The organism is Niallia sp. Marseille-Q9988, assembly GCF_976954375.1.
In genome coordinates this window covers 20,407-46,080 of the sequence record NZ_CDRJSZ010000001.1, presented here as the reverse complement: position 1 = coordinate 46,080, position 25,674 = coordinate 20,407, and the positions used below count along the sequence as shown (strand labels likewise).

At 36.5% G+C, this 25,674-nt stretch carries 20 protein-coding genes and 2 riboswitches; of the genes, 16 read left to right on the top strand and 4 right to left on the bottom strand.

Translation table 11 applies throughout. The annotated features are described in order from the left end of the window. Positions 1 to 35 precede the first annotated feature (35 nt). On the top strand, positions 36 to 1,292 hold the full coding sequence (locus ACWNMZ_RS00200) for an MDR family MFS transporter (RefSeq protein ID WP_235251854.1): 1,257 nt from the start codon (positions 36 to 38) through the stop codon (positions 1,290 to 1,292). 401 nt (positions 1,293 to 1,693) lie between these two features. Here the strand turns inward: ACWNMZ_RS00200 and ACWNMZ_RS00195 are convergent, their stop codons facing one another. Continuing rightward, a complete protein-coding gene (locus ACWNMZ_RS00195) occupies positions 1,694 to 2,878 on the bottom strand; it encodes a DUF4317 domain-containing protein (protein ID WP_441994198.1) in 1,185 nt (394 codons plus the stop codon). Between the two features lie 238 nt (positions 2,879 to 3,116). On the opposite strand from ACWNMZ_RS00195, the gene ACWNMZ_RS00190 reads away from it, so the two are divergent. The 6 genes from ACWNMZ_RS00190 to ACWNMZ_RS00165 all read left to right on the top strand — a co-directional run bounded on the left by ACWNMZ_RS00190 (position 3,117) and on the right by ACWNMZ_RS00165 (position 9,526). Beyond that, positions 3,117 to 4,004 carry a LysR substrate-binding domain-containing protein gene (locus ACWNMZ_RS00190; protein WP_441994197.1) on the top strand — a complete coding sequence of 296 codons (888 nt, stop codon included), beginning with the start codon at positions 3,117 to 3,119 and terminating at the stop codon, positions 4,002 to 4,004. A gap of 198 nt (positions 4,005 to 4,202) precedes the next feature. Then, positions 4,203 to 5,402: a M20 family metallopeptidase gene (locus ACWNMZ_RS00185; protein ID WP_048718094.1), complete on the top strand. Its 1,200-nt coding sequence runs from the start codon at positions 4,203 to 4,205 to the stop codon at positions 5,400 to 5,402. Between the two features lie 31 nt (positions 5,403 to 5,433). Further along, positions 5,434 to 6,867 (top strand): YfcC family protein, encoded by a 1,434-nt coding sequence (locus ACWNMZ_RS00180; RefSeq protein WP_231512586.1) that lies wholly within the window; start codon positions 5,434 to 5,436, stop codon positions 6,865 to 6,867. 15 nt (positions 6,868 to 6,882) lie between these two features. Beyond that, complete coding sequence (locus ACWNMZ_RS00175; protein WP_441131526.1) at positions 6,883 to 8,574, top strand: M28 family peptidase; 1,692 nt, start codon at positions 6,883 to 6,885, stop codon at positions 8,572 to 8,574. Positions 8,575 to 8,701: 127 nt separating this feature from the next. Continuing rightward, positions 8,702 to 9,352: an SDR family oxidoreductase gene (locus ACWNMZ_RS00170; RefSeq protein ID WP_235251858.1), complete on the top strand. Its 651-nt coding sequence runs from the start codon at positions 8,702 to 8,704 to the stop codon at positions 9,350 to 9,352. Positions 9,353 to 9,373: 21 nt separating this feature from the next. Then, on the top strand, positions 9,374 to 9,526 hold the full coding sequence (locus ACWNMZ_RS00165; protein ID WP_441131528.1) for a hypothetical protein: 153 nt from the start codon (positions 9,374 to 9,376) through the stop codon (positions 9,524 to 9,526). Between the two features lie 75 nt (positions 9,527 to 9,601). On the opposite strand, the gene ACWNMZ_RS00160 is transcribed toward ACWNMZ_RS00165, so the two are convergent. Further along, positions 9,602 to 10,147, bottom strand: a complete 546-nt coding sequence (locus ACWNMZ_RS00160) for a DUF2812 domain-containing protein (RefSeq protein ID WP_441994195.1) — start codon at positions 10,145 to 10,147, stop codon at positions 9,602 to 9,604. Beyond that, complete coding sequence (locus ACWNMZ_RS00155) at positions 10,148 to 10,483, bottom strand: PadR family transcriptional regulator (RefSeq protein WP_202908300.1); 336 nt, start codon at positions 10,481 to 10,483, stop codon at positions 10,148 to 10,150. A 407-nt stretch (positions 10,484 to 10,890) separates the two neighbouring features. Between ACWNMZ_RS00155 and ACWNMZ_RS00150 the strand changes: the two genes are divergently transcribed. Continuing rightward, on the top strand, positions 10,891 to 11,469 hold the full coding sequence (locus tag ACWNMZ_RS00150; protein ID WP_441131532.1) for a hypothetical protein: 579 nt from the start codon (positions 10,891 to 10,893) through the stop codon (positions 11,467 to 11,469). Positions 11,470 to 11,654: 185 nt separating this feature from the next. Here ACWNMZ_RS00150 and ACWNMZ_RS00145 read toward each other — a convergent pair whose 3' ends face one another. Further along, positions 11,655 to 11,831 carry a hypothetical protein gene (locus ACWNMZ_RS00145; protein WP_160314258.1) on the bottom strand — a complete coding sequence of 59 codons (177 nt, stop codon included), beginning with the start codon at positions 11,829 to 11,831 and terminating at the stop codon, positions 11,655 to 11,657. Between the two features lie 340 nt (positions 11,832 to 12,171). Here ACWNMZ_RS00145 and ACWNMZ_RS00140 point away from each other — a divergent pair, with 340 nt between their 5' ends. The 8 genes from ACWNMZ_RS00140 to ptsG all read left to right on the top strand — a co-directional run bounded on the left by ACWNMZ_RS00140 (position 12,172) and on the right by ptsG (position 25,111). Further along, the gene (locus ACWNMZ_RS00140) at positions 12,172 to 13,566 is read left to right on the top strand and encodes a TerD family protein (protein WP_419181469.1); all 1,395 of its coding nucleotides are present in this window, start codon (positions 12,172 to 12,174) and stop codon (positions 13,564 to 13,566) included. 270 nt (positions 13,567 to 13,836) lie between these two features. Then, a complete protein-coding gene (locus ACWNMZ_RS00135; protein ID WP_235251861.1) occupies positions 13,837 to 14,790 on the top strand; it encodes an AAA family ATPase in 954 nt (317 codons plus the stop codon). Further along, entirely contained in the window at positions 14,790 to 15,995 is a 1,206-nt protein-coding gene (locus tag ACWNMZ_RS00130; protein ID WP_048718086.1) for a DUF58 domain-containing protein, read from the top strand. Before ACWNMZ_RS00135 ends, ACWNMZ_RS00130 begins: the two co-directional genes overlap by 1 nt. After that, a complete protein-coding gene (locus tag ACWNMZ_RS00125; RefSeq protein ID WP_048718084.1) occupies positions 15,996 to 18,233 on the top strand; it encodes a DUF4129 domain-containing transglutaminase family protein in 2,238 nt (745 codons plus the stop codon). Between the two features lie 29 nt (positions 18,234 to 18,262). After that, positions 18,263 to 18,364, top strand: a riboswitch (purine riboswitch). A 181-nt stretch (positions 18,365 to 18,545) separates the two neighbouring features. Next, on the top strand, positions 18,546 to 20,096 hold the full coding sequence (guaA, locus tag ACWNMZ_RS00120) for a glutamine-hydrolyzing GMP synthase (RefSeq protein ID WP_048718082.1): 1,551 nt from the start codon (positions 18,546 to 18,548) through the stop codon (positions 20,094 to 20,096). Positions 20,097 to 20,231: 135 nt separating this feature from the next. Continuing rightward, positions 20,232 to 20,334: riboswitch (purine riboswitch) on the top strand. Positions 20,335 to 20,478: 144 nt separating this feature from the next. Continuing rightward, positions 20,479 to 21,807 carry an NCS2 family permease gene (locus ACWNMZ_RS00115; protein WP_031539104.1) on the top strand — a complete coding sequence of 443 codons (1,329 nt, stop codon included), beginning with the start codon at positions 20,479 to 20,481 and terminating at the stop codon, positions 21,805 to 21,807. Positions 21,808 to 22,011: 204 nt separating this feature from the next. Continuing rightward, the gene (gene glcT, locus ACWNMZ_RS00110) at positions 22,012 to 22,854 is read left to right on the top strand and encodes a glucose PTS transporter transcription antiterminator GlcT (RefSeq protein ID WP_031539103.1); all 843 of its coding nucleotides are present in this window, start codon (positions 22,012 to 22,014) and stop codon (positions 22,852 to 22,854) included. A gap of 187 nt (positions 22,855 to 23,041) precedes the next feature. Further along, on the top strand, positions 23,042 to 25,111 hold the full coding sequence (gene ptsG, locus ACWNMZ_RS00105) for a glucose-specific PTS transporter subunit IIBC (RefSeq protein WP_251628860.1): 2,070 nt from the start codon (positions 23,042 to 23,044) through the stop codon (positions 25,109 to 25,111). The last annotated feature ends 563 nt before the right edge of the window (positions 25,112 to 25,674 follow it).

The window sequence follows — 25,674 nt, the reverse complement described above, 5'->3', positions numbered from 1 at the left end:
AGTTTAATATACAGTAATAACAAGGGGGAGACAACATGAAATGGAAGGAATTACCGAGAAATATCAAAGTTAGGATGATTACCTCTTTCTTTAATCGGGCGGTTTCATCAGCTGTTATGCCATTTATGGCTTTATTCTTTGCACAGGAATTAAACAAAATTTGGGCGGGGTTATTTTTGATTAGTACTGTGGTTATCGGATTTATGATTAATTTAGTTGGAGGATACATTTCTGACCGCTTTCCCAGAAAAAAGGTTTTAATGATAACATCCTGGCTGAATGCACTCTTCTTTTTAATCATGACGATCAGTCTATTTCCGACCAATAAAGTAATTGTCTTGTTTGCTTTGGCGTATGTTGGATTTATTATTACAAGCAGTCTAGGGAGACCTGCAATGCATGCGATTATTATTGATTCCACAACACCAGAAAATAGAAAGGCCGTTTATACACTGGATTACTGGCTAGTGAATTTATCGATGGCTATTGGGGCAGCAATTGGAGGACTTTTATATTTGAATCATCAGAAAGAATTATTCATCATGCTGACTTGTACATCTACAATGATTCCAATTGCCTATGGGATTTGGCTGCAGGACAAGTTCACAAATCAGTTACACAAAAAGCACAAGAATGTCTTGGTTGACTTAATTAGCAATTATAAAGTGGCGTTTAAAGATGTAGCCTTTGTAAAAGTGGTTGCAGGCTCCACCTTTATTTTTGCAGCTGAATTTTCATTAAATAGTTATATTGGGATTCGCCTTGCTGAAACTTTTGAAGCAGTTCGTATTGGAAGCTTTGAAATTGTTGGGGTACGAATGCTAAGTATATTAAATATAGAAAATATGCTGCTTGTAGTTTGTTTTACTTTTATTATCAATCGGTTCACAGATAAGATGAATAAAAAGAATGCTTTAATAACAGGTCTTATTCTATATGGAATTGGATATGCGACTGTTACTTCGTCAAACACGTGGTATATGCTTGTTTTATTTAATTTGATAGCAACGATAGGCGAATTAATTTATTCACCGATTCGAAATGCAGAGCAGGCGAATATGATTCCAAGCGATAAACGTGGATCTTACTCTGCTTTTTCCAACTTGTCATTTAGTGGAGCAGATTTAATTGCAAGAGCTAGTATTATTATCGGGGCATTTTTAATTCCAACGATGATGTCTGTCTACATTGGCATTATTGTGATGGTGGGGACTGTTCTTATTTATACAGGATTATTCGCGAAAAACATAAAAGTAAATAACCTAGTCAATAAAGGTGTTAGTGGCGACTAGAGCAGTAAGTTGAAAATTGGTATGGAAGATATATTGAGGCTGGGACATAAGTAAATAACTAGTCTTTAAAGACGAACAATCTTTAATTTAGCTCTTAAATAAAGCTACTTTCTCATGATGGTTATCTATGTTTTTTAATATAGTTAAGTTTAAAAACTAAGTCGTTCCATTGCGCTACAGATGCTCGCTTTCCGCGGGGAGGAAGCTGAGCCTCCTCGCATGCGCTGCGGGGTCTCAGTCTTTCCTCTATTTCCCGCAGGAGTCGAGCGTCTTCCGCTCCATTACACTTCGTTTTTAAACCTTTTTCTAAAAAACAAACACGAACTTTTTGTAAATTAATTACATTATAGTTCGTGTTTGTTGTTGGTTGAAATGCTTTTGTCCCAACCTCTCTTTGAATCTTATTCTTCTTCTGAACTTCCGCCAAAAGCTTCGGGAATCATTGTAAATCCTTCGATTACGGTGTCTTCTTCGACTTCGATCATCAAGTACCTTTTTCCGCTAAATTCGATTTGTTTTACATATCGTAAGTCTGGTGGACTTATTGCGATATTGGCAATTTTTGTGCTGATTTTAATCGACTTTGATGTGAATTTTGGCAAGATATTAGTTGCTTTTAACTCGTACTTATCATCATCAATGATCTTTTTGAAAGCAAATTCAACTTTTTCTGGATTAATATCCTCCACGCCACTCATTTTTAAGACTTGTTCGACGTCTTTGGAATCTAATTTTGGAACTTCTTCTTCTTCATTTTCTACAATCATCCGGTAAATTTCTTCATAAACATTGGAAAGAGTAGAGGTGCTTAGCTGATCTCCGGTTACGTCCTTAATTATTTCTTCAAACACGATTTTATCATCTTGAGCAGTCATCATTTCTTCGCCGTTGAGCACTTCTTCGATAAATTGATAATCCGGTTCATGAATCTTGCCCGCAGCATAGAGAATATGATTAACATCTGCCGCATTATCTGTGAAGCTTGGGAAAAGAAATCCACCCATGGGTGCATTCAGATTAATAATGGGGTCAACAACAATATTGTATTTAAATTCTTTCTCTACATAATCAAATAGCAATTCTTTTTTTGGCTCTTGTGTGTTATTAATGCTGCATAAAATGAAAGGATGGGAGAAAACCGTATCTCTTTCACTTTCTTCGGACTCTGCATTGCGGCGTTTCTTTGGCTTTAAATATTCTCCGCGAATGAATGTAATGACAATATCCTTTTCATATTGTCTGCTATTAAGCATCTTTTCCACCATCTGCAGCATTTGGTCTTTCCAATCTTCTACTTCAGAGCTAAGTAATCCTTTATGTAAAATAAGCTGGCTATTATTCTCTGCATCCCTTTGAAACTTTAATTCAAAGAGTTTTTCATCTAAATTGCCGGCAAGTAATTTTTTAAAGTTATGCAAAAATAACTCTTGTTGGTCTTGGTCAAGCATTCCGAATGGTTGGCTTTGATAATGGAATATATCACTCGATTCTTTCATGACATAGACATTAAACATGTCTGTAATTCTAAGTAGATCGTTGTTCATTTTGAATTGTTTTCGAATGTTTGCTATATCTTTTTTGTTCATTCTAAGTACACTCCTAAGTTACTATAAGTAAAAGATGGATGTTATATTAAGCGTTAGCTAAATGTATGCACTCATTTTTAGTCATTCATCCATTTTATCATATTTAGTTTCTCTATTATAAGAAAGAAAATAGAGTTATGGGAAAACAAGTTTATTTTAATGAGGAGAAAGAGGTCTAGTCAATATTATTCCTCTATGCTTAAATAGGAGATAATCTAAGAACAGGTGGGGAAACGAAATGAATGAGAAGGATTGCTTGTTGCTCCTCTATTTACAGAAGGAGCAAAATATAACGAAAGCAGCGGAACATCTGTTTATGACACAGCCTGCCTTGACCTATCGCATACGGCAACTTGAAAAGGAATTTCAGGTTGAAATCCTCTCTAAAAATGGGAAAAATATAAGACTGACACCAGCTGGCGAACATTTAGTAGAGTATGCAAAAAGAATTCTTAGCGATTTGCGCAAGACGAAAGAATTTCTGCTAAATTTGGAAAATGAACTGATTGGAAGTTTGAAAATTGGTGTGAATAGTCACTTTGGTTTGTACAATTTGCCGTCGATTTTAAAGGATTATATAAAGATGTTTCCGAAAGTCGAATTGAATGTAGATACTGGATTTAGTACGGAAATGATGGATTTACTAGTAGATGGGCAAATTGATGTGGCGATTGTAAGAGGAGATTATAACTGGTCAGATGGGAAATACCTACTTAGCGAAGAGAATGTCTGTATTATTGCAAACGAACCGATTGATGTAAAAAAGCTTCCTCAGATGCCGATGATTAATAGAAAAGAGCCTAAAGTACTTCTGAAGTATAAGACAAGTCCATATAATCCTTTCGAGCAAAGCGTTGAATATTGGTGGAATCAAAGGTTTATTGAACCACCTATAGTAACGATGCAAGTGGATAGCTATGAAACGTGTAAGGAAATGGTGAAAAAAGGGCTTGGTTATGCGATTATCCCTAGTGTTTTTTTAAAGCAGACGGACGATTTATATAATGCTCCGCTTATTTTTAAAAATGGTCAGGAAATGAAAAGAAGAACGTGGATGTATTATAGAGAAGAATCGATGAGTCTCGCGACAGTAGCTGAGTTTGTTCGATATATGAAAAATTCGTAGAAAGAGAATGAGTATGTGATTCTCTTTTTTTTGTCATATTTGTATAATTATAAATTTTTGTTTATGCAAAAATAGCTGTTATCCATAAAAAAATTTTATGAATAACGAAAAAAAGCTTGATTTTACTTATTTATACAGGGGTATTACAATGGTGAATATAATTATCATTGTTCAGAATATTTCGGGGGTTGTATATTTATGTATTTGGAGAAGGCCGGAGAAAAACTAGCACTTATCGATAAGGTAGATGCGATGGATAACCAATTACGCGAATTAGCATTAAAGATTCATCAGAATCCAGAAGTGAGTTTTCAAGAACAACAAGCGATGAACTGGTTGACAGAACCACTTGAAGAGGCGGGGTTTGTCATAGAAAAAGGGATTGCGACATTAGAAACGTCATTTAGAGCGACTTGGGAAGGGACACCTGGTGGTCCAACGATTGCATTACTTGCAGAATATGATGCGTTGGCAGGATTAGGGCATGGCTGTGGACACAATATTATCGGAACCTCAGCTGTAGGTGCGGCAATAGCGCTAAAGGAGACAATGCCAAATTTAAAAGGAAAAATCGTTGTTCTTGGAACACCGGCAGAAGAGCTAGGTGGCGGAAAAATTATAATGGTGGAACAAGGTGTTTTTGATCAAGTGGATGCTGCCATGATGTGTCATCCCCATAAGAAATCGATGGTTTTGCGGGGAGGATTGGCTTGTGTAGATGCAACATTTAAATATTATGGCAAGGCAGCCCATGCAGCTGCTAGTCCTGAACAAGGAATCAGTGCATTGGATGCAGTCATCCATACATTTGTTGCGGTTAACTCTTTGCGTCAGTTTTTTAAGGATGATGTGAGAATTCACGGGATTATCACAAAAGGTGGAGAGGCTACAAATGTAGTGCCCGCTTACTGTGAAGCCGAATTTTTACTAAGGGCGGAAAACGTAGAGCAGCTGGAATTAGTTCGAGAAAAAGTATATGCTGCTGCTCGATATTCTGCAGAGGCAGTAGGGGCCGCTTTAGAGATTGAAGAGGGACTTATCTATGCCGAAAGAAACAATAATCATGCCCTTGCCCATTTATTCAAAGACAATTTGGAGCTTTTGGATGAAGAAGTAAGTGATCCTCCTAAAAAAGGCGGAATCGGTTCCTCTGATATTGGCAATGTTGGTCAAGTGACAGCAACCATTCATCCTTATATTAAAATCACGGATTCAGCCAATACACACACTCCAGAGTTTGTAGATGCTGCTGGTTCAGAAGAAGGGATGAAAGGACTAAATAAAGCTGCAAAAGCATTGGCGCTCACAGCGTTTGATCTATGCACAAACGAACAATCCCTAAAAGCGATTCGCAGTGAGTTCGAGGAATGGAAAAGAAGCAAACAGCAAGTGAAATAATAGATGAATAAAAAAGTAAAGGGTGAATAGGTTGAAAACGAATAAGCTAGCGTCCAATGTGGCATCTCCAGTAACAAATAAGGGAAAGAAACTTCGAATGCCACATACATTTGTCATCATTTTATGTATGGTGTTATTTGCAGCTGTACTTACTTACATACTCCCGGCAGGAGAATTTGAACGGGTAGAAGATGCAAACTCAGGAAATACAGTAGTAGTACAGGATTCTTACCAACATGTTGAACAAAATCCTATTAGTCTATTTAATCTGCCACTAGCAGTTGTACAAGGTTTGGTAAGTGCAAGCGATACAGTCTTTTTTATCTTTATCGTTGGTGGTGTTTTCCAAATTATCAATTCTACAGGAACGATTGAAGCAGTTGCTGGAAGAGTTGGAAAAACCTTTATGAACCGTGGTCTAGTTATTATTCCAATTTTCTTGACCCTGTTTTCATTCGGTGGCTTTACAATTGGGATGTCAGCAGAGGTAATGGCGTTTGTACCTATTGGAATCGCGATTGCTAGAGCATTAGGATATGATGCGTTAACTGGGACAGCCATGGTTATGTTAGGTGCAGCGACAGGTTTTACAGCAGGGTTACTAAATCCTTTTAATGTTGGAATTGCCCAATCAATTGCTGAAATTCCAATGTTTTCAGGAATGTGGCTACGTGCGATTATTTTAGTTGTGCTGCTAATCGCTACTAGTTTTTATATTATACGTTATGCAAAAAAGGTGAAAAAGAATCCATCATCAAGTATTGTTGTCCAGCTTGAAAAAGAAGAAGGGCATAAAAATATCGATATGACTTCATTATCATCCATGAAGGTCAATCACTATTTAACAATCATTGCTATATTAGCAGGATTTGGTTTCCTTATCTGGGGAGTTTCAGAAAAGGGATGGTGGATGCAAGAATTAGCTGCGTTTTTTCTAGCGTTAGGTATTATAGTAGGGTTTCTATCTAAATATGGGCCTAGCAAAATTGCAAGTGAATTTGTGGCAGGGGCAAAAGATATCACTTTTGGTGCCTTTATTGTCGGATTAGCAAAAGGAATCGTTATTGTTTTAGAGCAAGGACATGTTATTGATTCGGTTGTAAATGGATTAGCGATAATGGTTGACCATCTGCCAAGTTACATTCAGGTTCTCGGCATGTACTTCTTTCAAACGATTATGAATGTCTTTATCACTTCTGGAACAGGACTTGCTGCAACAACAATGCCGATTATGGTTCCATTAGCTGATTTAATTGATGTTACTAGACAAACAGCTGTTCTAGCCTATCAGCTAGGAGATGGGTTATCTAATTGTATCCTGCCTACCTCTGCCATGTTAATGGGAAGCTTAGCGGTGTCAAAAATAAAGTATCAAGAATGGGTAAAGTTTTTCTGGCCATTATTGGTGATATGGCTTGTTATTGGCGGAGTTTTTGTCATCGTCGCAGATATTATTCACTATTGATGAAGAGGATGAGTAATGATGAACCCCCAGCTTATTGAATTAATGGATAAGGAACTTTTAAATCAACATGTTAAGGAACTTTCTGCATATGAACGGTTAACAGGAGAGGAAGAAGCTGAAAGAGCGGTAGATTATATAGTGGGAAATTTGCAACAGCATCATATTTCATATAATCGTTACCAATTCGATGGATACTTTAGTGATCCTATTCATGGGGCAGTGTTTGTAACAGCACCTATGAAACTGGCTATTCGCGCAAAAGCAAGATCATTTGGTGCCAATCTTCCGAATGGGGTAAAGGGAAATCTTCTATATGATTTCTTTAGTGAACACTCAACAGGGATAAGCGGACCAGTCGAGCGTTATGAAAAGATGAAAGACAAAATTATTATCAGCTGGAACTATTACGAGGATTATGTGAAAAAAATAGAAAGTGCAGGAGCAATAGGGCTTATTCATATATGGCCATCTAAGGAAAAGGCGCTTCATGAAGAAACGGTGGGAACAATTTGGGGTACCCCTACGATGGGAACTGTGGACCAACTGACGAAAATTCCTGTCGTTGGCATAAACCATGAAGATGGGAGCAAGTTGCTTAAGTGGATAAAAGAGGAGCATTCTGTAGAAGTCGTATTGAAAACAGAGGTGAGAAATTCTGTTAAAAAGACTAGTTTACCAGTTGCTACTATTCGCGGGGAACTAGAAGAGTATATTTTGGTATCTGGACATTATGATTCCTGGCATAAAGGGGCAACAGATAATGCAACAGCCAATTCTTTGATGCTGGAGATGGCCCGGATATTTTCTACTCAACAAAGTAAACGAAGCATTAAAATAGCTTGGTGGCCAGGACATTCAAATGGTAGATATGCAGGGTCTGCCTGGTATTGTGATCAATTTTGGGAGGAAATCAATGAGAAGTGTGTAGCACATATTAATATTGATTTTCCAGGGACAAAAGGAAATGTTCAAGTAGTTCCAAGATCAACAGCGATGGAAAAGGAAGAACTTTTAACCGATATTATTCGAGATTATACAAAGAAGGAACCATCTCGAACAGATTATTTGCCTCGGGGAGCGGATCAATCCTTTTGGGGAACGAATATTCCTATCCATCTAATGCTAAAGTATGAACCACTCGATCAAGAAAAAAGATATCAAACACCAGGAGGGAACTGGTGGTGGCATACAGAAGAGGATCTCGTTGATAAAGTGGATTGTGATTTATTGAAGAGAGATACAGGGATGCACATAGATCTAGTGAATCACTTGGTGAATGTACCGATCTTGCCAATTAACCTTCTTCGCTTTTTAGCAAAAAGTAAGGAGATTATAAAAGATCTAGACAATCATTCTGATGAAGCTTTCGATTTCACTAAAATTCATCAAATCTTTGAAAGGGTTTCGATAATGGCGGGAGAGCTTTTGGAAAAGGAAGAATCAGATAAAACTTCCTATAATAAGCTTTTAAAATCGATTGGTGGAAAACTCAATAGACTTAAGTTCTCTTATTCCAGTAGATATGATTATGATAACACGTATCCTTTTCAGCCTTATCCTGGCTTAGCCAAAGTGAAGGACGTCTATCGAAGCAATACAACACAAGAAGATTTCCTGTTTATCAGTACCTTTTTCATTAGACAACGAAATCGGATAGTAAATGAGATAAAAGAAGTAATAATGGAGATAGAAAGATACTTTGATTAAATATATAAAGGTTTTCGCTCGTTCTTATGTCGAGCGAAAGCCTTTTTTAGTTAGGCGCCTTATTTGAAATAGATATTCTTAAATGAAATAATAGTAGGAGAAGATGGAACGGAAAGGAGTTTTTACAATGAAGGTATTAGTGGTTGGAGCGAATGGGCAAATAGGCAAACAGTTAGTAATGTTATTACAAGCGAGCCATGTATACTCTGTTAGGGCATTAGTCAGAACAGAAGATCAGCTAAAAGCATTTGAACAAAGCGGAGTAGAGGCAGTGATGGGCAATTTGGAGGAGACGGTTGAGCAGCTAGAGAGTGTTGTTCGAGACTGTGAGGCAGTCATTTTTACTGCAGGTTCAGGCGGGAAAACCGGGTATGATAAAACGTTGCTAATTGATCTTGATGGTGCGGTTAAAATGATCGAAGCATCAAAAAATATGGGAATCAAGCGATTTGTAATGGTTAGCGCACTACAAGCACATAATCGAAAAAACTGGAATGAACAACTTAAGCCCTACTATGTAGCAAAGCATTATGCAGATCGAATCCTCATGGAAAGCGGATTAACGTATACGATTATTCGTCCAGGTGGCCTTTTGAATGAAGATGGAACTGGAAAGGTAACGATTGGGGAGAATCTTGAAAGAGGGATGATTCCGCGAGAGGATGTAGCAAAGACGGTAATTGCCTCACTACAGGAGTCGAACGTGTTTAATAAAGCTTTTGATATAGTTTCTGGTGAAACGACGATTGCGGAGGCAGTGGGGGATTATAAAGATTAATTAGAGAAGAAGCGTCTAGGTATGCAGGTTGGTTTGGCTGATATCCTAGTATGTTTGGCTGATAAAATAGAAGATTGGCTGGAACCCCAACAGTATTGGCTGATAAACAGAAGATTGGCTGGAACCCCAACAGTATTGGCTGATAAAGCAGAAGATTGGCTGAAACCCCAATAGCTTTGGCTGATATATCGAAAACTTAAGCTGTAACAGGATGGACGCTCTCTCTAATCCTTGCGATTTAGAAAATCATTAAAACAATTTTTTTCTCTTTTTTAATGCATAAATTTTTTTAGTAAGTGGAAATCCAAGAATAAGAAAGAAGATTCCTATTATAACTAAAACAGCATTTAGGATCACTTCAAAAGTATGGATGTCTCTAAAGAGAAAGACTTGAGAAAGCCCGGAAGAAATAAAGATAATAGCCATGATATACCAGATGAAATTAATTCTTTGGTAATGTTCAATTTGGGAATCAATATCAGAATAGATTTTAAATTCACCTAAGGAAGCATCTCTTCTAAAGTAATGCCATCTTTTAATAGATGCAACTTGATCCACGCTAAACTCCTTCATTAGTGCTAAATAGTCATCCTTTTCTTTTTGAAAAACATCTTGTTTAAGAAATTCAATACGGTATATATATTTACTTGGTGTACTTGTTTCGAAAACATAGTATCCATCAGTAATTTCTTGTAGGGCATAGCCTTGTTTACACATATTGTTTATCCAAGCCTCTTCTTTTTTAATATTGATAAAGAAATCTTTAAATACACTTCTTTTTACTTTTTTAATCATTTAGTTGTCCCCCATTCTTATTAATCCATTTTGATACAACTCCTTTAGTCTGACGATTTCAGATTGAACTACTTGATAGCCTTCGTTAGTCAGGATATATACTTTCTTCCTTTTCTCCAAGACATCATTATTCGTAAATTCAATCCATCCTTTATCTAAGAGAGCTTTAAGGGCACCATAAAGTGTGCCGGGAGCTAGTGTTAAACGGCCATTACTCATTTTTTTTACATCCTGCATAATTCCATAACCATGTTGAGGAGCAAGAAGAGAGAGTAGAATATAGTAAGTTGATTCTGATAATGCATGGTTCGTGTTATGTCCTGAAATAGAAATCACTTCCCTTTTTTATTATATCTTCTTGCGATATATCGTGAGACGATATAGTTTATATAATTATACCTCAAGTTTAGGTAAGATTCTATGTGAAAAAAGCTGAAAATTTAAAAAATGACACGAATTATTTTCAATGAAGCTGTAATGGGTAGTACAGCAGCACAGCTATCACATTCTGCAAAACAAATATTCAGTTTATAACCAGGAATAAAGCTGATTTGCAACAATTGGGTTCGTGGTTATTGGTGTAGTAGCAAAGTTAGGGGGATTTGGTAGATACTTCTAAACGCACCCATCCTAATCAACATATCTATTGGAACTAGTTATATATCATTCCCTATTGTCATATGGTATACAATGTGTAATTCCTTAGGTTAAGGAAATCAATAACTGAATAGAGGAGGCAGTATATGCTTTGGATTCTTAGTGCACTCATCCTTATTGGCTTTAGCTTCTTTATTTATTCACAGATACAAGACCTACCCGAAAATCAAATAACAGCGAAATGCTTGCCTATGCTGTATGGTATGTCTTCTAGTGTGGCCATCGGCGTTTTATTTGGTACCATTATGCACAATGAATTAGGAATGGCCACAATTCTTTCCATCATTGTAAGTTTCTCCTTCATTCTTTTTCTTTTTATTAAAAGCACAATAGTTGCAATGATAGAAGCAGGGGCAGCCAGTTTAATGGGGGCTTTAATGGGAGCAATGTTAGGAGTTATGCTGAATGAAGGAGATGCGGTCTTAATAATAATTATGGTAGATGCTATTTTTCTGCTAAGTAGTTTCGTTATCTATCATATTGTGAAGAAGTATCAGTCTAGTAAAAGAAGATTCACTTCCAATCTTTTAATCGTTTCAGCTACCTTAAGTCTTGGACTCATCCTTTTAACAGGATTTTCTTATATGCTGAAAAATGATGAGTTGCCTATAGAAACGAATGAGCATCATCATCAAGGACTAGAAATATATATGGAAATATTATGAATCACGAATTCTATTCCATACTATCTACGTTTCAGCCACTATTTCTTCGAGAACTTTTCCTCTACTATTTTTTTCAAAAGAAAAGAAGAAGCCTATCTAAACGGCCTCTTCTTTTTCCTCTAATAAGTTTTTAGACTCCTTATAATTAAAATGAAGTAGTTGGAAAACTTTTATATAATAAATGATTACTGGTTAATTGATTGATCTGTAGAATCTTTCTCCTCTACTTGTTCCGCTTCTGTATCTTCTTGTTTTCTCTCATACTCTTTTCTTACATCTCCACAAGTGATGCATATCCCACTGTAATAATAATTATATTTATGATATTTTCGTATTTTGCATATAAGTGAACCAAATAACAAAAGTAACAACTCCTTTACTTATCCATTCTACAATAGTGGTCAGTAATATTTGGTTAAATAACCGTTACGAACCTACCAAATCTATTACAAAGATGTCTTCTTTATCTTTTTTATGACAATCACCAAAAAAACATTACAGCTTGCTAGAGGAATAGGTGAATATAGAAAGGAATGGAAAGAGAAAATGGTGAAAACTAGAAACTTTTTGATGTGCTGTATCGTAATAGGTATAGTTGTAATACAAATGTAAATGAATATCCGTACAAATGCCTAGATAATGCTGTAAAATAATAGGTAATACATGGTTGGAAGAATATGAATGTAAAAGGAGAGATTCTTTGTGGGGGTCATGCTAAGCAAAGGTCAAAAGGTAGATTTAACAAAAGCTCATCCTGGATTAAGCAATGTTGTAATTGGTTTAGGCTGGGATATCAATCAACAGGGTGCCAACTATGATTTAGATGCTTCTGCTTTTTTGTTGGGAGAAAATCATAAAGTATGGAGCGATAATGATTTTATTTTTTACAATAATCCATCTGGTCCTAATGGATCTGTAATATACAGTGGAGATAACCGGACGGGTCATGGTAGATTGGACGATGAACAAATTAGAGTGAATTTATCTCAAGTACCATCCAGTATTCAACGTATTGCTTTTACCATTACCATCCATGATGCTTATGAAAAAGGACAAAATTTTGGACAAATATCTAATGCCTATGTCAGAGTATATAATGAGGAAGAGCAAGTAGAACTTCTTCGTTTTAATCTTGGAAGAGACTATACAATTGAAACGGCAATAGTCGCAGCAGAGCTATATCGCCATAATGGAGAATGGAAGTTTAATGCTGTTGGCAGTGGCTTTCAAGGTGGTTTAGCTGCATTATGCCGCAATTTTGGGGTAACTGTTGATGATGAACCAACAGCACCTGTTCCATCTATTCAACAAGGCTATCAAGAACCAAATAGACCTCCTTTCCAGTCGTTTGAAACACAAACGTATCCCACTTCTAATAGAGAGGCATACCAGCCAACCGGTCATTCGGCTTATTCAAATAATCCGCAAATGTATGGACAAGCTTCTCAGCATAATCATCATTCTAGTGACCATTTCCAGTGTATTAGGTGCCATAGCACGAATGTCCGTACAGGTGAAAAAGGATTTGGAATTGGAAAAGCGGCTATAGGCGGGTTAATTTTAGGACCAGTTGGACTACTGGGTGGCTTTATTGGAAAAGGCCAATTAAAAATTAGCTGCAATAGTTGTGGTTATAATTGGTCTCCATCTCAGACAGATTATGCTGAATGGGGGAGACAGCAGAAGCAACGGGCAAAGGACCTCTTCATGCGATATAAAAATCCGGAAGTTTTAGACGCTGTTGTGGCTGCATGTGCATTAGTAGGGATGGCAGATGGAAGATTAGATCCTTCAGAAGAACGAAAAATGATGGAGTTTATCCATCAAAGTGAAGAATTGCGTGTTTTTGATACAAATAAAGTCGTTCAGCAATTTAATCACTTTGTTCGCAAAATAGAATACGATCAAATTATTGGTCAGACAGAGTGTTTTCGAGCGTTAGGGAAAGTGCGATCAAAGCCAGAGGTTGCAAGACTAGTAGCACGGTATTGCATTGCTATTGGCTATGCAGACGGTCATTTTGATCACAGAGAAAAACAAGTAGTGACAGAAATATGCCGAGAATTAGGATTGAATCCACAGGAATTTTTATCTTAAGAATAGGACATAATAGAATAGAAGACCAGTTTTAATAGAATAGTTTGGGAGAGAATGTCTAAAAGAAATCTCTTGCAAATATGTATACAAGAAAGATAGGCGGGAGATTACTTTTTCGTAATGTCGGAATGGTTTAACATATCATCAGTGGAGGGGATGAAATTCTCTACTGATGGAAGTTTTTCTTTATTGTATTCCGTCAAATCAGTAACTCCCATTGCTCGGGTGAGTATAGGTGCATTTTAATAGAAATACAACAGGAGGAGAAGGATGGCAGGAAATCATAGTTTAGTAATTGACAGAATAATCGGTAATATCGAAAAAGTAATGATTGGGAAAAGAGACGTAGCAGAACTTAGTTTAATTGCATTACTTGCCCAAGGTCATGTTTTATTAGAAGATGTCCCTGGAGTCGGGAAAACAATGATGGTAAGAGCTTTGGCGAAATCAGTTGGTGCTAATTTCCGTAGAATTCAATTCACCCCAGACCTTTTACCATCTGATGTAACAGGAGTCTCCATTTATAATCCGAAAGAGCTGGAATTTCAATTTGTGCCAGGGCCGATCATGGGAAATATCATTCTTGCAGATGAAATTAATCGAACATCGCCCAAAACACAGTCAGCCCTTTTGGAGGCGATGGAAGAGAGTAGTGTAACAATTGATGGAATTACCCATCATTTACAAAAGCCGTTCTTTGTTATGGCAACCCAGAATCCCATTGAATATGAAGGAACATACCCTCTCCCTGAAGCTCAGCTAGATCGATTTTTATTAAAAATGCAGATGGGATATCCAACCGTGGCAGAAGAAATGGAAGTGTTAACTAGAGTCCAAGTAGCTGCTCCTATTGAAAAGTTAGAGTCAGTTGTGACCTTGGATGAACTGCTTACTCTTCAATATGAAGTTAGACAGGTGTATGTGGATGACACAATAAAGAAATATATAGTGGAGCTTGCTACTGCAACAAGAGAACATGCGGGAATTTATTTAGGAGTCAGCCCTAGAGGTTCGATTGCATTAATGAGAGCATCACAAAGCTATGCCTTTATTCAAGGAAGAAATTATGTTATTCCTGATGATGTTCAATTTTTAGTGAAAGCTGTATTTGCCCATCGAATTATTTTAAAATCAGAGACAAAATTTGATGGAATATCGCCAGAGGAAATTATCAATCGAATTGTTGGGGAAGTCTCTGTACCGGTGCAAAGGTTAGTGAAGTAATGAAAAGACTTTTGCAAAAATTAAATCGGATTTGGAAACTAATTTTATTATTTTTATTAATAGCGATGGTTTTTTCTTATGCTATGTTCCAAGGAGGATTTGTTAGCTGGTTTTTATTCTATAGTTTTTTACCTTTTGCTTTATATGGACTACTGATTGCTGGTTACCCAATTAGAGACTGGCAGGTAAAACGAAAAATTCAAAAATATGAGTACAGTGCAAAAGAAGAAATGCATGTAGAAATTGAATTAAAAAGAAAGACATTCTTCCCTATTTTCTATGTCATGGTGGAAGATTCGTTTAGCTCGACTGTAGGGGAAAAGATAATGGGAAAGAAGCTGTTAATGCCTGGGTTCAGACGTACTCTTACTTATAAATATACGGTAAAAGAGTTGTCGAGAGGAGAGCATGTATTTGATCAGATTTTCCTGCAAATAGGAGATCCTTTAGGTCTTGTTGAAAAGGAGAAAGTTTATATTCAAGTTGATCGGATACTTGTCTATCCTCCTTTTGAAGAGATGGTTTACAAGCCTTTGGAAAATCATTTTGAACAAGGGATGACTTCTTCGAAGGAACGAGTGCAAAGAGATACGACAATGGCAGTTGGAATAAGAGAGTATCAGCCTGGTGACCGCTTCTCATGGATTAACTGGAAGGCAAGTGCAAGGCGGAATAATATGATGACAAAAGAGTTTGAACAAAAGCAGACCCATGACATTATGATTGTTGTGGATTGCGAAGAGAATAAGAGATTTGAAGGAGTAGTTTCTTTTACGGCTTCAGTAATTCGTGCCATTTTAAAAAAAGGTGCTCAGGTAGGGCTTTTATCAGTTGATACAGATCGAACAATTTTTCCAATAAGAGGAGGAGAAAGTCAACAACAACTATTACTCTATCATTTAGCAAAGATTCGCACTACAAAGGAGATAACACTTGCAGAGGTTTTGGATAATGAAAGCAGTCAGTTGCAGCAACAAGCTACAGTTATGCTGATTACATCCATGTTAACGAAAGAGCTAGTAGATAAAGCAGGCTGGCTTTCTAGCAAAAGGTATAATATAGCGGTGTTTGTCATTACAGGTAAAAATGAAGGCTTATCTAGTGGGGAAAAAACATTAAGTGCTTTTGCTGTAAAAAGAGGGATTCGCGTTATCCATGTTTCTGAAGGAAGATATAAAGAGGCTTTTTTGGAGGTGATGGCTTAAATGAGTTCATCTTTTAGCAAAAAGCACATCACAATATCCAATTTTCTATTGTATATCTTAGGATTTTTATTAATTTGGGAATGGCTTAGACCGCTGGAAGCGTTGACGAATACAGAGAATGTGATTGTATTTAATCTATTTCTTGCGCTTTCTTTATTACTAGCCTTTTTTAGAGCACCAAGCTTGTTAAGCGGAACATTAAAGACTGTTTATATTATCTTTGTTCTTCAATCTTTATATTTTGAGGAGTCCTTTTTAACCTTCCAATGGATCCAGCCTTTTGTTACTGAATTTATTGATAATCTAGTATTAGTGTTTGATACAAATTGGTCGGAAATGACCAATATGTTTAAAAGCTGTCTCTGCTTTATTTTACTATGGCTAATGGCCTACCTAATCGATTACTGGCTAATTAAACGAAGAAAGATTTTTACTTTCTTTTTGTTGACGATTATCTATATTACAGTATTAGATACCTTTACAATATATAGTGCTACTAGTGCTATTATTCGGACGGTAATCATTGGTTTTACAGTAATGGGGATGTTAACATTCTTTCGATTAAATGACAAAGAAGGCTCTGAGAATAACCATCGTTCAACTATAAAATGGATGATCCCGTTGCTCGTATTTGTAATAGGGAGTGCTGGAATTGGCTACTTATTACCAAAGGCAGATCCTATTTGGCCAGATCCAGTTCCTTTTATTCAAACGATGGGGAATAAAGGTGGAGAGAACGAAGGAGGCAGCACCGGAGAAGATGGTGTTCATCGGGTTGGATATAGTGTAGATGATTCTAGATTAGGAGGGGACTTTATTGGTGATTCCTCCATGGTTTTTGTCGCAGAAGTGGAAGAGCCCCATTATTGGAAAGTAGAAACAAAAGATACGTATACAGGAAAAGGCTGGGTGCAGTCAGAGGAATCTTTGCAATTGAGCCGAGATAACTTTGAAGTATTAGATCACGGTGGAGAGATTCCGTTTATTTCTTTTGTTGATGGAGAAAATGTGAAGCGGACAGAATCGCAAAGCACGGTTCAATTTACAAATGGTTTTTCATACTTCCTATATCCGTTAGGAGTAAAAGAAATGACTGCTGCGAATTCTTATATGGAAATTGAAAGTGGGAATGAGCGCGGGGTATTTAATGGCTATGTTGAAAGTTATTCCGTAACATATGATATACCGGAATACAGCTTAGATGCATTAACAACGGCGGACATGGAAGCCTTTGTGATGGATAATCCAGCTATTGCGAATCGTTATCTTCAACTTCCAGATTCATTGCCGCAAAGAGTGAAGGATCTTGCTGTTGATATAACGAAAAATGATGAAAATGTGTTTGCGAAAGTAAGATCGATAGAAACCTATTTCTCCTCTAATGGATTTGTTTATAGTCAAAGTAATGTTGCCATTCCGAATGGGGAGGAGGATTATGTAGATCAATTCTTATTTGAAACAAAACTAGGGTATTGTGATAACTATTCTACTTCTATGGTTACCTTGCTGCGTTCTATTGGCATTCCCTCTCGATGGGTTAAGGGCTTTACAGAAGGGGATTTTGTAGAGACAGATGGTGAAATTCGTCGTTATGAAGTAACAAATAATAATGCCCATTCTTGGGTAGAGGTGTATTTTCCAGAGGTTGGTTGGGTTTCCTTTGAACCAACACAAGGATTCTCCAATGCGAATACGTATATGAATGATATAGAAAATCAATCAAATTCTAATAATACAGAATCCGAAACACCAGATGCACAAGAACAACAGCAAGAAACTCCTGAAAACAAACCGGAAGAGCAAGAACAAACGTTAGAACCAACATCCCAAACTACGGAGGGGTGGAGTAATTATCCAGCTGTAGTCAAAGGAAATTGGCAATGGGTTGCTTTTGTACTAGCTTTAATCGGGTTGTTAGGAGTTGCTATTTATAAATTTCGATATAAATGGTTGCCTTATTATTATATTTGGAAATTCAAACATGCAACTGGCGAAAATAACTTTCCAAAAGCGTATATCGTATTGTTGCATTTATTAGAAATAGCAGGCCTTAAGAAAAAGGAAGAAGTTACCTTAAGAGAGTATGCGAAGCAAATTGATCACATCTATTCAAGTGATGAAATGAGCTTGTTGACTGCTAAATATGAGGAATATCTGTATAAAGGTCAATTGCAAAAAGGCAGCTGGGAAGATTTGAGGGAATTATGGGAAAATTTAATTAAAAAAACAACAGCTTGACCATCGATTCGACATGTTGTTACAATATTCTCATCTATATATAATTCCTTCATATATCCTCGATGATATGGTTCGAGAGTCTCTACCGGGTCGCCTTAAATGATCTGACTATGAAGGCAGATAAGTCTTTCCAATTTAGCTTCTTCATGGAATCCAAAAGACTAGAATTCTGCCTTCGTTTTTATTTGAGGCCGATTCTAGTCTTTTTTTCTTAAAAAAAGATGGTGAAATGGAGATAAGAGGCATGAATGATGAAGGTGTTTGGCAATAGTAATAAGAGAAATTCAAATAGATTAATTGGGGTGAATAGGAATGGGGAAAGCGCATATAGAAGGTCAGGAAATGATTGTTGTTCTAGACTTTGGTAGTCAATACAATCAATTGATTACAAGAAGAATAAGAGAATTTGGAGTATACAGTGAGTTGCATCCACATACCATTACTGCTGAAGAGATTAAGGAATTAAACCCTTCAGGAATAATTTTCTCAGGTGGCCCTAACAGTGTTTACGATGAAAATGCATTTGGTGTTGATGAGAAAATATTTGATTTAGGGCTTCCTATCTTTGGTATTTGTTATGGTATGCAATTGATGACGCAGCATTTTGCAGGAAAAGTGGAAAAAGCAAAGCATCGTGAATATGGAAAAGCAGCGATTAATATTGAAAATAACTCGAAATTATTTGCTGACCTTCCAACAGAACAAATCGTTTGGATGAGTCATGGTGATTTAGTTGTAGAAGCTCCTGCTGGATTTACAATTGATGCAACAAGTGCTTCTTGTCCTATCGCTTCAATGAGTAATGGAGAAAAAGGATTATATGCAGTTCAATTCCATCCAGAGGTTCGTCATTCTGTATATGGAAACGAATTGTTAAAAAACTTTGTGTTTGGGGTTTGTGGATGCAAAGGTGACTGGTCTATGGAAAACTTCATTGAAATTGAAATGGAAAAAATTCGTCAGACAGTTGGCGACAAAAAAGTTTTATGTGCTCTTAGTGGCGGTGTAGATTCTTCTGTTGTTGCTGTTTTGATTCATAAAGCAATTGGTGACCAATTAACATGTATCTTTGTAGACCATGGACTTCTTCGTAAAGGGGAAGCGGAAGGGGTTATGAAGACTTTCACAGAAGGCTTCAATATGAATGTAATTAAAGTTGATGCAAAAGAGCGTTTTATGTCTAAGCTAGAAGGCGTAAGTGATCCGGAGAAAAAACGTAAGATTATCGGAAATGAGTTCATCTATGTGTTTGATGATGAAGCAGCTAAACTAGAAGGTATTGATTTCTTAGCACAAGGTACTCTTTACACTGATATTATTGAGAGTGGAACAGCTACTGCGCAAACAATTAAGTCCCATCATAATGTTGGCGGGCTTCCTGAAGATATGCAATTCCAATTAATTGAACCTTTAAATACGCTATTTAAAGATGAAGTACGTGCTCTAGGTTCTGAATTAGGAATAGCTGATGATATCGTATGGAGACAACCATTCCCAGGTCCTGGTTTAGGGATTCGGGTATTAGGTGCTATTTCAGAAGAAAAATTAGAAATTGTGCGTGAATCCGACGCAATTTTACGCGAAGAAATTAAAAAGGCGGGCTTAGAACGTGATGTATGGCAATACTTTACAGTTCTTCCTGATATCCGAAGTGTTGGGGTAATGGGGGATGCGCGTACTTATGATTATACTATCGGAATTCGCGCAGTTACTTCAATAGATGGAATGACCTCTGACTGGGCAAGACTTCCTTGGGATGTACTAGAAGTGATTTCTACAAGAATCGTTAATGAAGTAGCCCATATTAACCGCGTAGTGTATGACATTACGAGTAAGCCACCTGCTACGATTGAGTGGGAGTAAAAGGAAAAAAATAGTAGCTTTTCCTTTTATAAAGATAAGTTCTATAGAAAAAGCGAACGATCGTATATTTTTATTATCGATTGTTCGCTTTTTGTATTGACGAGCTTTCTTTAAACTGTTAAACTAGATTTACAACTGAGATAGATATTTTTTACTCGTATAATATTGGGGAATACGGCCCAAAAGTTTCTACCGAGCTACCGTAAATAGCTTGACTACGAGGTAAGTGTAAATAGGGAATAATGAGAACTCATTTATATATTTATTTTAAGAGAAAGTTTCCCTATTCGTATTCACAAACCCTAGTCAACGCTCCTTTAATCGTAGGAGTGTTTTTTTGTTTTAGTCGATTATTAAAGCATTTATGAGAGGGGAAAGATCAATGAAGAAGTTTTTCAAATTTGAAGAACTAGGCACAAATTACCGCAGAGAGTTTTTAGGTGGTTTCACTACATTCCTTGCGATGGCTTATATTTTAGCAGTAAACCCATTTACATTAACATTAGGAGATGTAGCTGATCTTCCGGATGCATTAAGAATGGATTATGGAGCGGTGTTTGTGGCGACAGCACTTGCTGCAGCAGTAGGATCTCTAATTATGGGGATATTTGCTAATTATCCAATTGCGTTAGCTCCAGGTTTAGGATTAAATGCATACTTTGCATATACCGTTGTTTTAACACAAGGACATCCGTGGCAATATGCTTTAGCAGCTGTATTTATTTCAAGTGTATTTTTCTTACTACTAACACTTTCTGGTCTTCGTGAAAAACTAATTAATGCGATACCAGTTGAATTAAAGCTTGCGGTCGGCGCAGGTATTGGATTATTTATAACATTTATTGGATTGCAGAATTCCGAAATTATTGTTGGTAACGCTGCGACACTTGTTCATATTGGTGATTTAACCAAGCCAAGTACATTACTAGCCATTTTTGGTATTTTCGTTACGATTATTTTAATGGTTAGAGGAATACACGGTGGAGTATTCTACGGAATGATCATCACAGCAGTAGTAGGAATGATTTTTGGAGTAATTGATACGCCTTCTAAAGTGGTTTCTACCGTTCCTAGTATTGAGCCAACTTTTGGATCATTGTTCTCCGCGCTTGGGGATCCTGGATTTTATACACAAAGTATGTTAGTTGTTGTTTTAACTTTCTTGTTTGTTGATTTCTTTGATAACGCTGGTACATTAGTAGCAGTTGCAAACCAAGCTGGATTAATGAAAGAAAATAAATTACCGAGAGCAGGAAAAGCGTTATTTGCCGATTCTATTGCATCCATGGTAGGTTCTATTTTCGGTACATCTACAACGACTTCTTATATTGAGTCATCAGCAGGTGTTGCTGCTGGAGCTCGTACTGGATTTGCTGCAGTTGTTACAGCAGGGTTCTTCTTGTTATCCTTATTCTTCTTCCCACTGTTGGAAGTAGTAACATCAGCTGTTACAACACCAGCTTTAGTTGTGGTTGGTATTTTGATGGTTTCATCCCTTGGGAAAATTGAGTGGGCTAAGTTTGAAGTGGCCGTTCCAGCATTCCTTACTATCGTTGCGATGCCTTTGACTTATAGTATTGCAACAGGTATAGCTGTTGGGTTTATCTTCTACCCTATTGTTATGATTGTTAAAGGTCGTATTAAAGATATTAATCCAATTATGTATATATTCTTTGTCATCTTCGCATTGTACTTTATCTTCTTACAATAGAAGGGAAGATGATTCATAACTCATTGTGATAAAGGTTAACGATATTATATTGTATTATTTTGGGGTTGCGAGAAAAAGTCTTTTTGCTAAGAAGAAAAGGGATGTCCATTTTGGATGTCCTTTTTCTCATTTTTTCGTTGACTTCCTATAAAGACTTTAATAACATTGAGGTACCGAGAAGTCTGTCGAAGTGGGGAAATAAGTATGCCTAATTTACTAATAAAGAAAGCGCTGAATAATAATGTGCTCATTGGAGACCATCCATCCTATGGGGAAGTAGTGCTTATAGGGAAAGGAATAGGCTTTAATCAGAAAAGTGGAGATTATATTGATGTTAATGTTGTAGAAAAGTTGTTTGTCCTAAAAGATGAAAAGGAACAAAGCAATTACTTGAAGCTTCTTCCACAAGTGGATAATGAGTTGTTGGATGTAATTATTTCATCAATAGAGTTAATTAAAAATAAGACAAATACAAAGCTTAACGAGCATATCCATATAGCGTTAACGGATCATATTATGTTTGCTGCCTCTCGTGTTACAAACGGGCTAGTATTGAATAATCCATTTCTGATTGAAACAAAGGCATTGTACCCGTTTGAGTATGCAATCGCTGAAGAGGTTGTGAAATTAATCGGAGAACAAACAGGGCTTCAATTACCAGTAGGTGAAATCGGTTTCATCGCATTGCATATTCATAGTGCAATGATGAACAAAAGTTTATCAGAGGTCAATCAGCATTCACAATTAGTTACACATCTTGTGAATCTCATAGAGGAACAACTAGATACAAAAATTGATAAAGATAGCATCGACTATATGCGTCTTGTTAGACATTTGCGTTTTACGATAGAACGGGTTAATTCAGGAGAAAAAGTAGAAGAACCAGAAAATATAATTTTGCTATTGAAGAGTGAGTATCCACTGTGCTATAATCTTGCATGGAAGCTCATAAAAGTGATGCAACAAGCATTGAAAAAGCCAGTCTTTGAAGCAGAAGCAGTTTATCTGACGATGCATCTACAAAGACTTCAGAAAAAAATTAAATAGTTATTATCTTATAAACGTGTTACTGATACGATCAGGCATGAGTGAAAAAGATGATTGATTTAAATGTTTTAGGGTAACCTAACCTTAGCGTTTATTTCAATCTATCTACGCTCATGCCTTTTTTGTTTTTTACTCTTGTTTGAGAACGCTTTTTTGAGCCGAAAAATTGCTTTAGGAGGTCAACAAAATGTTTAAAAAGTTGTTTGGTGTTTTACAAAAAGTTGGTAAAGCACTTATGTTACCAGTTGCTATTCTTCCAGCTGCTGGTATCTTGCTTGCATTTGGTAATGCGTTGCAAAATCCAACGCTTCTTGATATTGCTCCATTTTTGAATAATAGTGGAGTGGAAATGGTTGCGTCCGTTATGGAGGATGCAGGAAATATCATCTTTGGTAACCTTTCCTTACTATTTGCTGTTGGGGTTGCTGTTGGTTTAGCTGGCGGTGAAGGTGTAGCAGGTCTAGCTGCTATTATTGGATTCCTTATTATGAACGTTACTATGGGAACAGTTTTAGGGATTGATGCTGATGCATTAGTTGGAAGTACTGAATATGCAGCTGTTTTAGGAATTCCTACTCTTCAAACGGGTGTGTTCGGTGGTATCATTGTCGGTATTATCGCCGCCGCGATGTATAATCGCTTCTTTGAAATTGAGTTACCTTCTTATTTAGGTTTCTTTGCAGGTAAACGCTTTGTTCCGATTGTGACAGCTGCATGTGCTGTTATTTTAGGTTTAATTATGATTGTTATTTGGCCGCCGATTCAACATGGTCTAAATGTATTCTCTGAAAATATGTTGGGTGCTAATTTAACAATATCTGCGTTTATTTTCGGGTTAATTGAAAGATCGTTAATTCCATTTGGTTTACATCATATATTCTATTCTCCTTTCTGGTTCGAGTTTGGTAGTTATACAACGAATGCTGGAACAATTGTTAAAGGGGACCAAGCTATCTTTATGAACCAAATTAAAGATGGTGTTCAAAACTTAACTGCAGGTACATTTATGACTGGTAAATTCCCGTTCATGATGTTTGGATTACCTGCTGCGGCTCTTGCTATTTACCATGAGGCTCGTCCTGAGAAAAAGGCGATTGTTGGTGGGTTGATGGCTTCAGCAGCATTAACTTCTTTCTTAACAGGTATTACAGAGCCATTAGAATTCTCATTCTTATTCGTAGCTCCAATATTGTTCGGTATTCATGCTGTTTTTGCAGGTTTATCATTTTTGACAATGCATTTATTAAATGTAAAAGTAGGTATGACATTCTCTGGTGGTTTAATCGACTATGTATTATTCGGTCTTATTAACCCACAAACAAATGCATGGATTATTATCCCTGTTGGTTTAGTATTTGCTGTAATCTACTATTTCGGTTTCCGTTTTGCAATTCGAAAATTCAACCTGAAAACACCAGGTAGAGAAGATGAATCAGATGAAACAGAAAGCAGTGCTAAAGGTACAACTAGTGATCTTCCGTATGATGTATTAGAAGCGATGGGTGGACAAGAAAATATTGCGCATTTAGATGCATGTATTACGCGTCTTCGTGTATCAGTTAATGATATTAAATCTGTTGATAAAGATCGTCTGAAAAAACTAGGTGCAGCAGGAGTACTGGAAGTTGGAAATAATATTCAAGCAATATTTGGTCCTCGTTCTGAAACGATTAAAGGCCAAATGAGAGATATTATGAGTGGGAAAAGACCACGCCCAACTGCTCAACCATCTATGGATAAAGAAGTGAAAGAGCAAATTGAAGATGTAAACCCAAGTGCATTACAAGGTAATGTAACTGGTGAAGATTCTTTCTTTGCTCCTATCAAAGGGGAGCTAGTAGCTATAACAGATGTACCTGACGCAGTTTTTGCGGGGAAAATGATGGGAGACGGTTTTGCGATTATTCCTTCAGAAGGTACAGTTGTTTCACCTGTTGACGGGAAAATTGTTAACTTATTCCCAACAAAACATGCCCTTGGAATCTTGGCTGATAATGGTCGAGAAATTCTTATTCACTTTGGTATTGATACTGTTAAGTTAAAAGGGGAAGGTTTTGAAACACTTGTTTCGGAAAATGATCAAGTGAAACAAGGACAACCTCTATTGAAAGTAAACCTTGACTATATTAAAGAAAATGCAACTTCAACTATTACGCCTGTTGTATTTACAAATTTAGCTGAGGGTGAATCTGTACAAATTAATAAACTTGGTAATGTGGAACTAAAAGAAGAAGATGTAGTAAAGATTACTAAGTAATTATATATATAGAAGAAACTCGGTCTTTTGATCGGGTTTTTTCTATATATAAGGGGGGGATTGTGGGAAAAAAGCGATTGTTAAACGGAATAATGAGAAGTAAGGTTACTTGGAGTTTAAAGGATTGTAATAACTTGTTAAGTAATACTTAATTTTATCCTACTCTTAAACTTCAGTATGGGGGAAAAAGCACCAACTGATGGAAGTTTCACTTTATTGAAATAATAATTTGGATAGATGATAGATATAGAGGGAATAGCTATATTAACAATGTTAATTTAAATAGATATAATTTTATCGTTTTTTTGTTGACGAAAATGTAAACAGATGTTATTATATAAAAACAGCCTTATGAAAGCTATTGATTACTTTGATTGATAGCAAGAAAGAAAATTATTTTGAAAAAGTAATTGACTTATTCATCAAAGGTTGGTATGATATAAAAGTTGCTTCTGATAGCAACAAACAAATTGCTCTTTGAAAACTGAACAAACAAACGTCAACAATAATCGTTTTATAACAAATGTTATAGAATGACAACAAGTAACAAAAAAGCTAGAGTT

Bases quoted from the DNA above. Each gene is read 5' to 3' on its own strand.
- ACWNMZ_RS00170 (WP_235251858.1), top strand. From the start codon at position 8,702: ATGAAGGTATTAGTGGTTGGAGCGAATGGGCAAATAGGCAAACAGTTA.
- guaA (WP_048718082.1), top strand. From the start codon at position 18,546: ATGGGGAAAGCGCATATAGAAGGTCAGGAAATGATTGTTGTTCTAGAC.
- ACWNMZ_RS00190 (WP_441994197.1), top strand. From the start codon at position 3,117: ATGAATGAGAAGGATTGCTTGTTGCTCCTCTATTTACAGAAGGAGCAA.
- ACWNMZ_RS00165 (WP_441131528.1), top strand. From the start codon at position 9,374: ATGCAGGTTGGTTTGGCTGATATCCTAGTATGTTTGGCTGATAAAATA.
- ACWNMZ_RS00150 (WP_441131532.1), top strand. From the start codon at position 10,891: ATGCTTTGGATTCTTAGTGCACTCATCCTTATTGGCTTTAGCTTCTTT.
- ACWNMZ_RS00115 (WP_031539104.1), top strand. From the start codon at position 20,479: ATGAAGAAGTTTTTCAAATTTGAAGAACTAGGCACAAATTACCGCAGA.
- ACWNMZ_RS00130 (WP_048718086.1), top strand. From the start codon at position 14,790: ATGAAAAGACTTTTGCAAAAATTAAATCGGATTTGGAAACTAATTTTA.
- ACWNMZ_RS00160 (WP_441994195.1), bottom strand. From the start codon at position 10,147: ATGATTAAAAAAGTAAAAAGAAGTGTATTTAAAGATTTCTTTATCAAT.
- ACWNMZ_RS00125 (WP_048718084.1), top strand. From the start codon at position 15,996: ATGAGTTCATCTTTTAGCAAAAAGCACATCACAATATCCAATTTTCTA.
- ACWNMZ_RS00200 (WP_235251854.1), top strand. From the start codon at position 36: ATGAAATGGAAGGAATTACCGAGAAATATCAAAGTTAGGATGATTACC.
- ptsG (WP_251628860.1), top strand. From the start codon at position 23,042: ATGTTTAAAAAGTTGTTTGGTGTTTTACAAAAAGTTGGTAAAGCACTT.
- ACWNMZ_RS00135 (WP_235251861.1), top strand. From the start codon at position 13,837: ATGGCAGGAAATCATAGTTTAGTAATTGACAGAATAATCGGTAATATC.
- ACWNMZ_RS00195 (WP_441994198.1), bottom strand. From the start codon at position 2,878: ATGAACAAAAAAGATATAGCAAACATTCGAAAACAATTCAAAATGAAC.
- glcT (WP_031539103.1), top strand. From the start codon at position 22,012: ATGCCTAATTTACTAATAAAGAAAGCGCTGAATAATAATGTGCTCATT.
- ACWNMZ_RS00175 (WP_441131526.1), top strand. From the start codon at position 6,883: ATGATGAACCCCCAGCTTATTGAATTAATGGATAAGGAACTTTTAAAT.
- ACWNMZ_RS00185 (WP_048718094.1), top strand. From the start codon at position 4,203: ATGTATTTGGAGAAGGCCGGAGAAAAACTAGCACTTATCGATAAGGTA.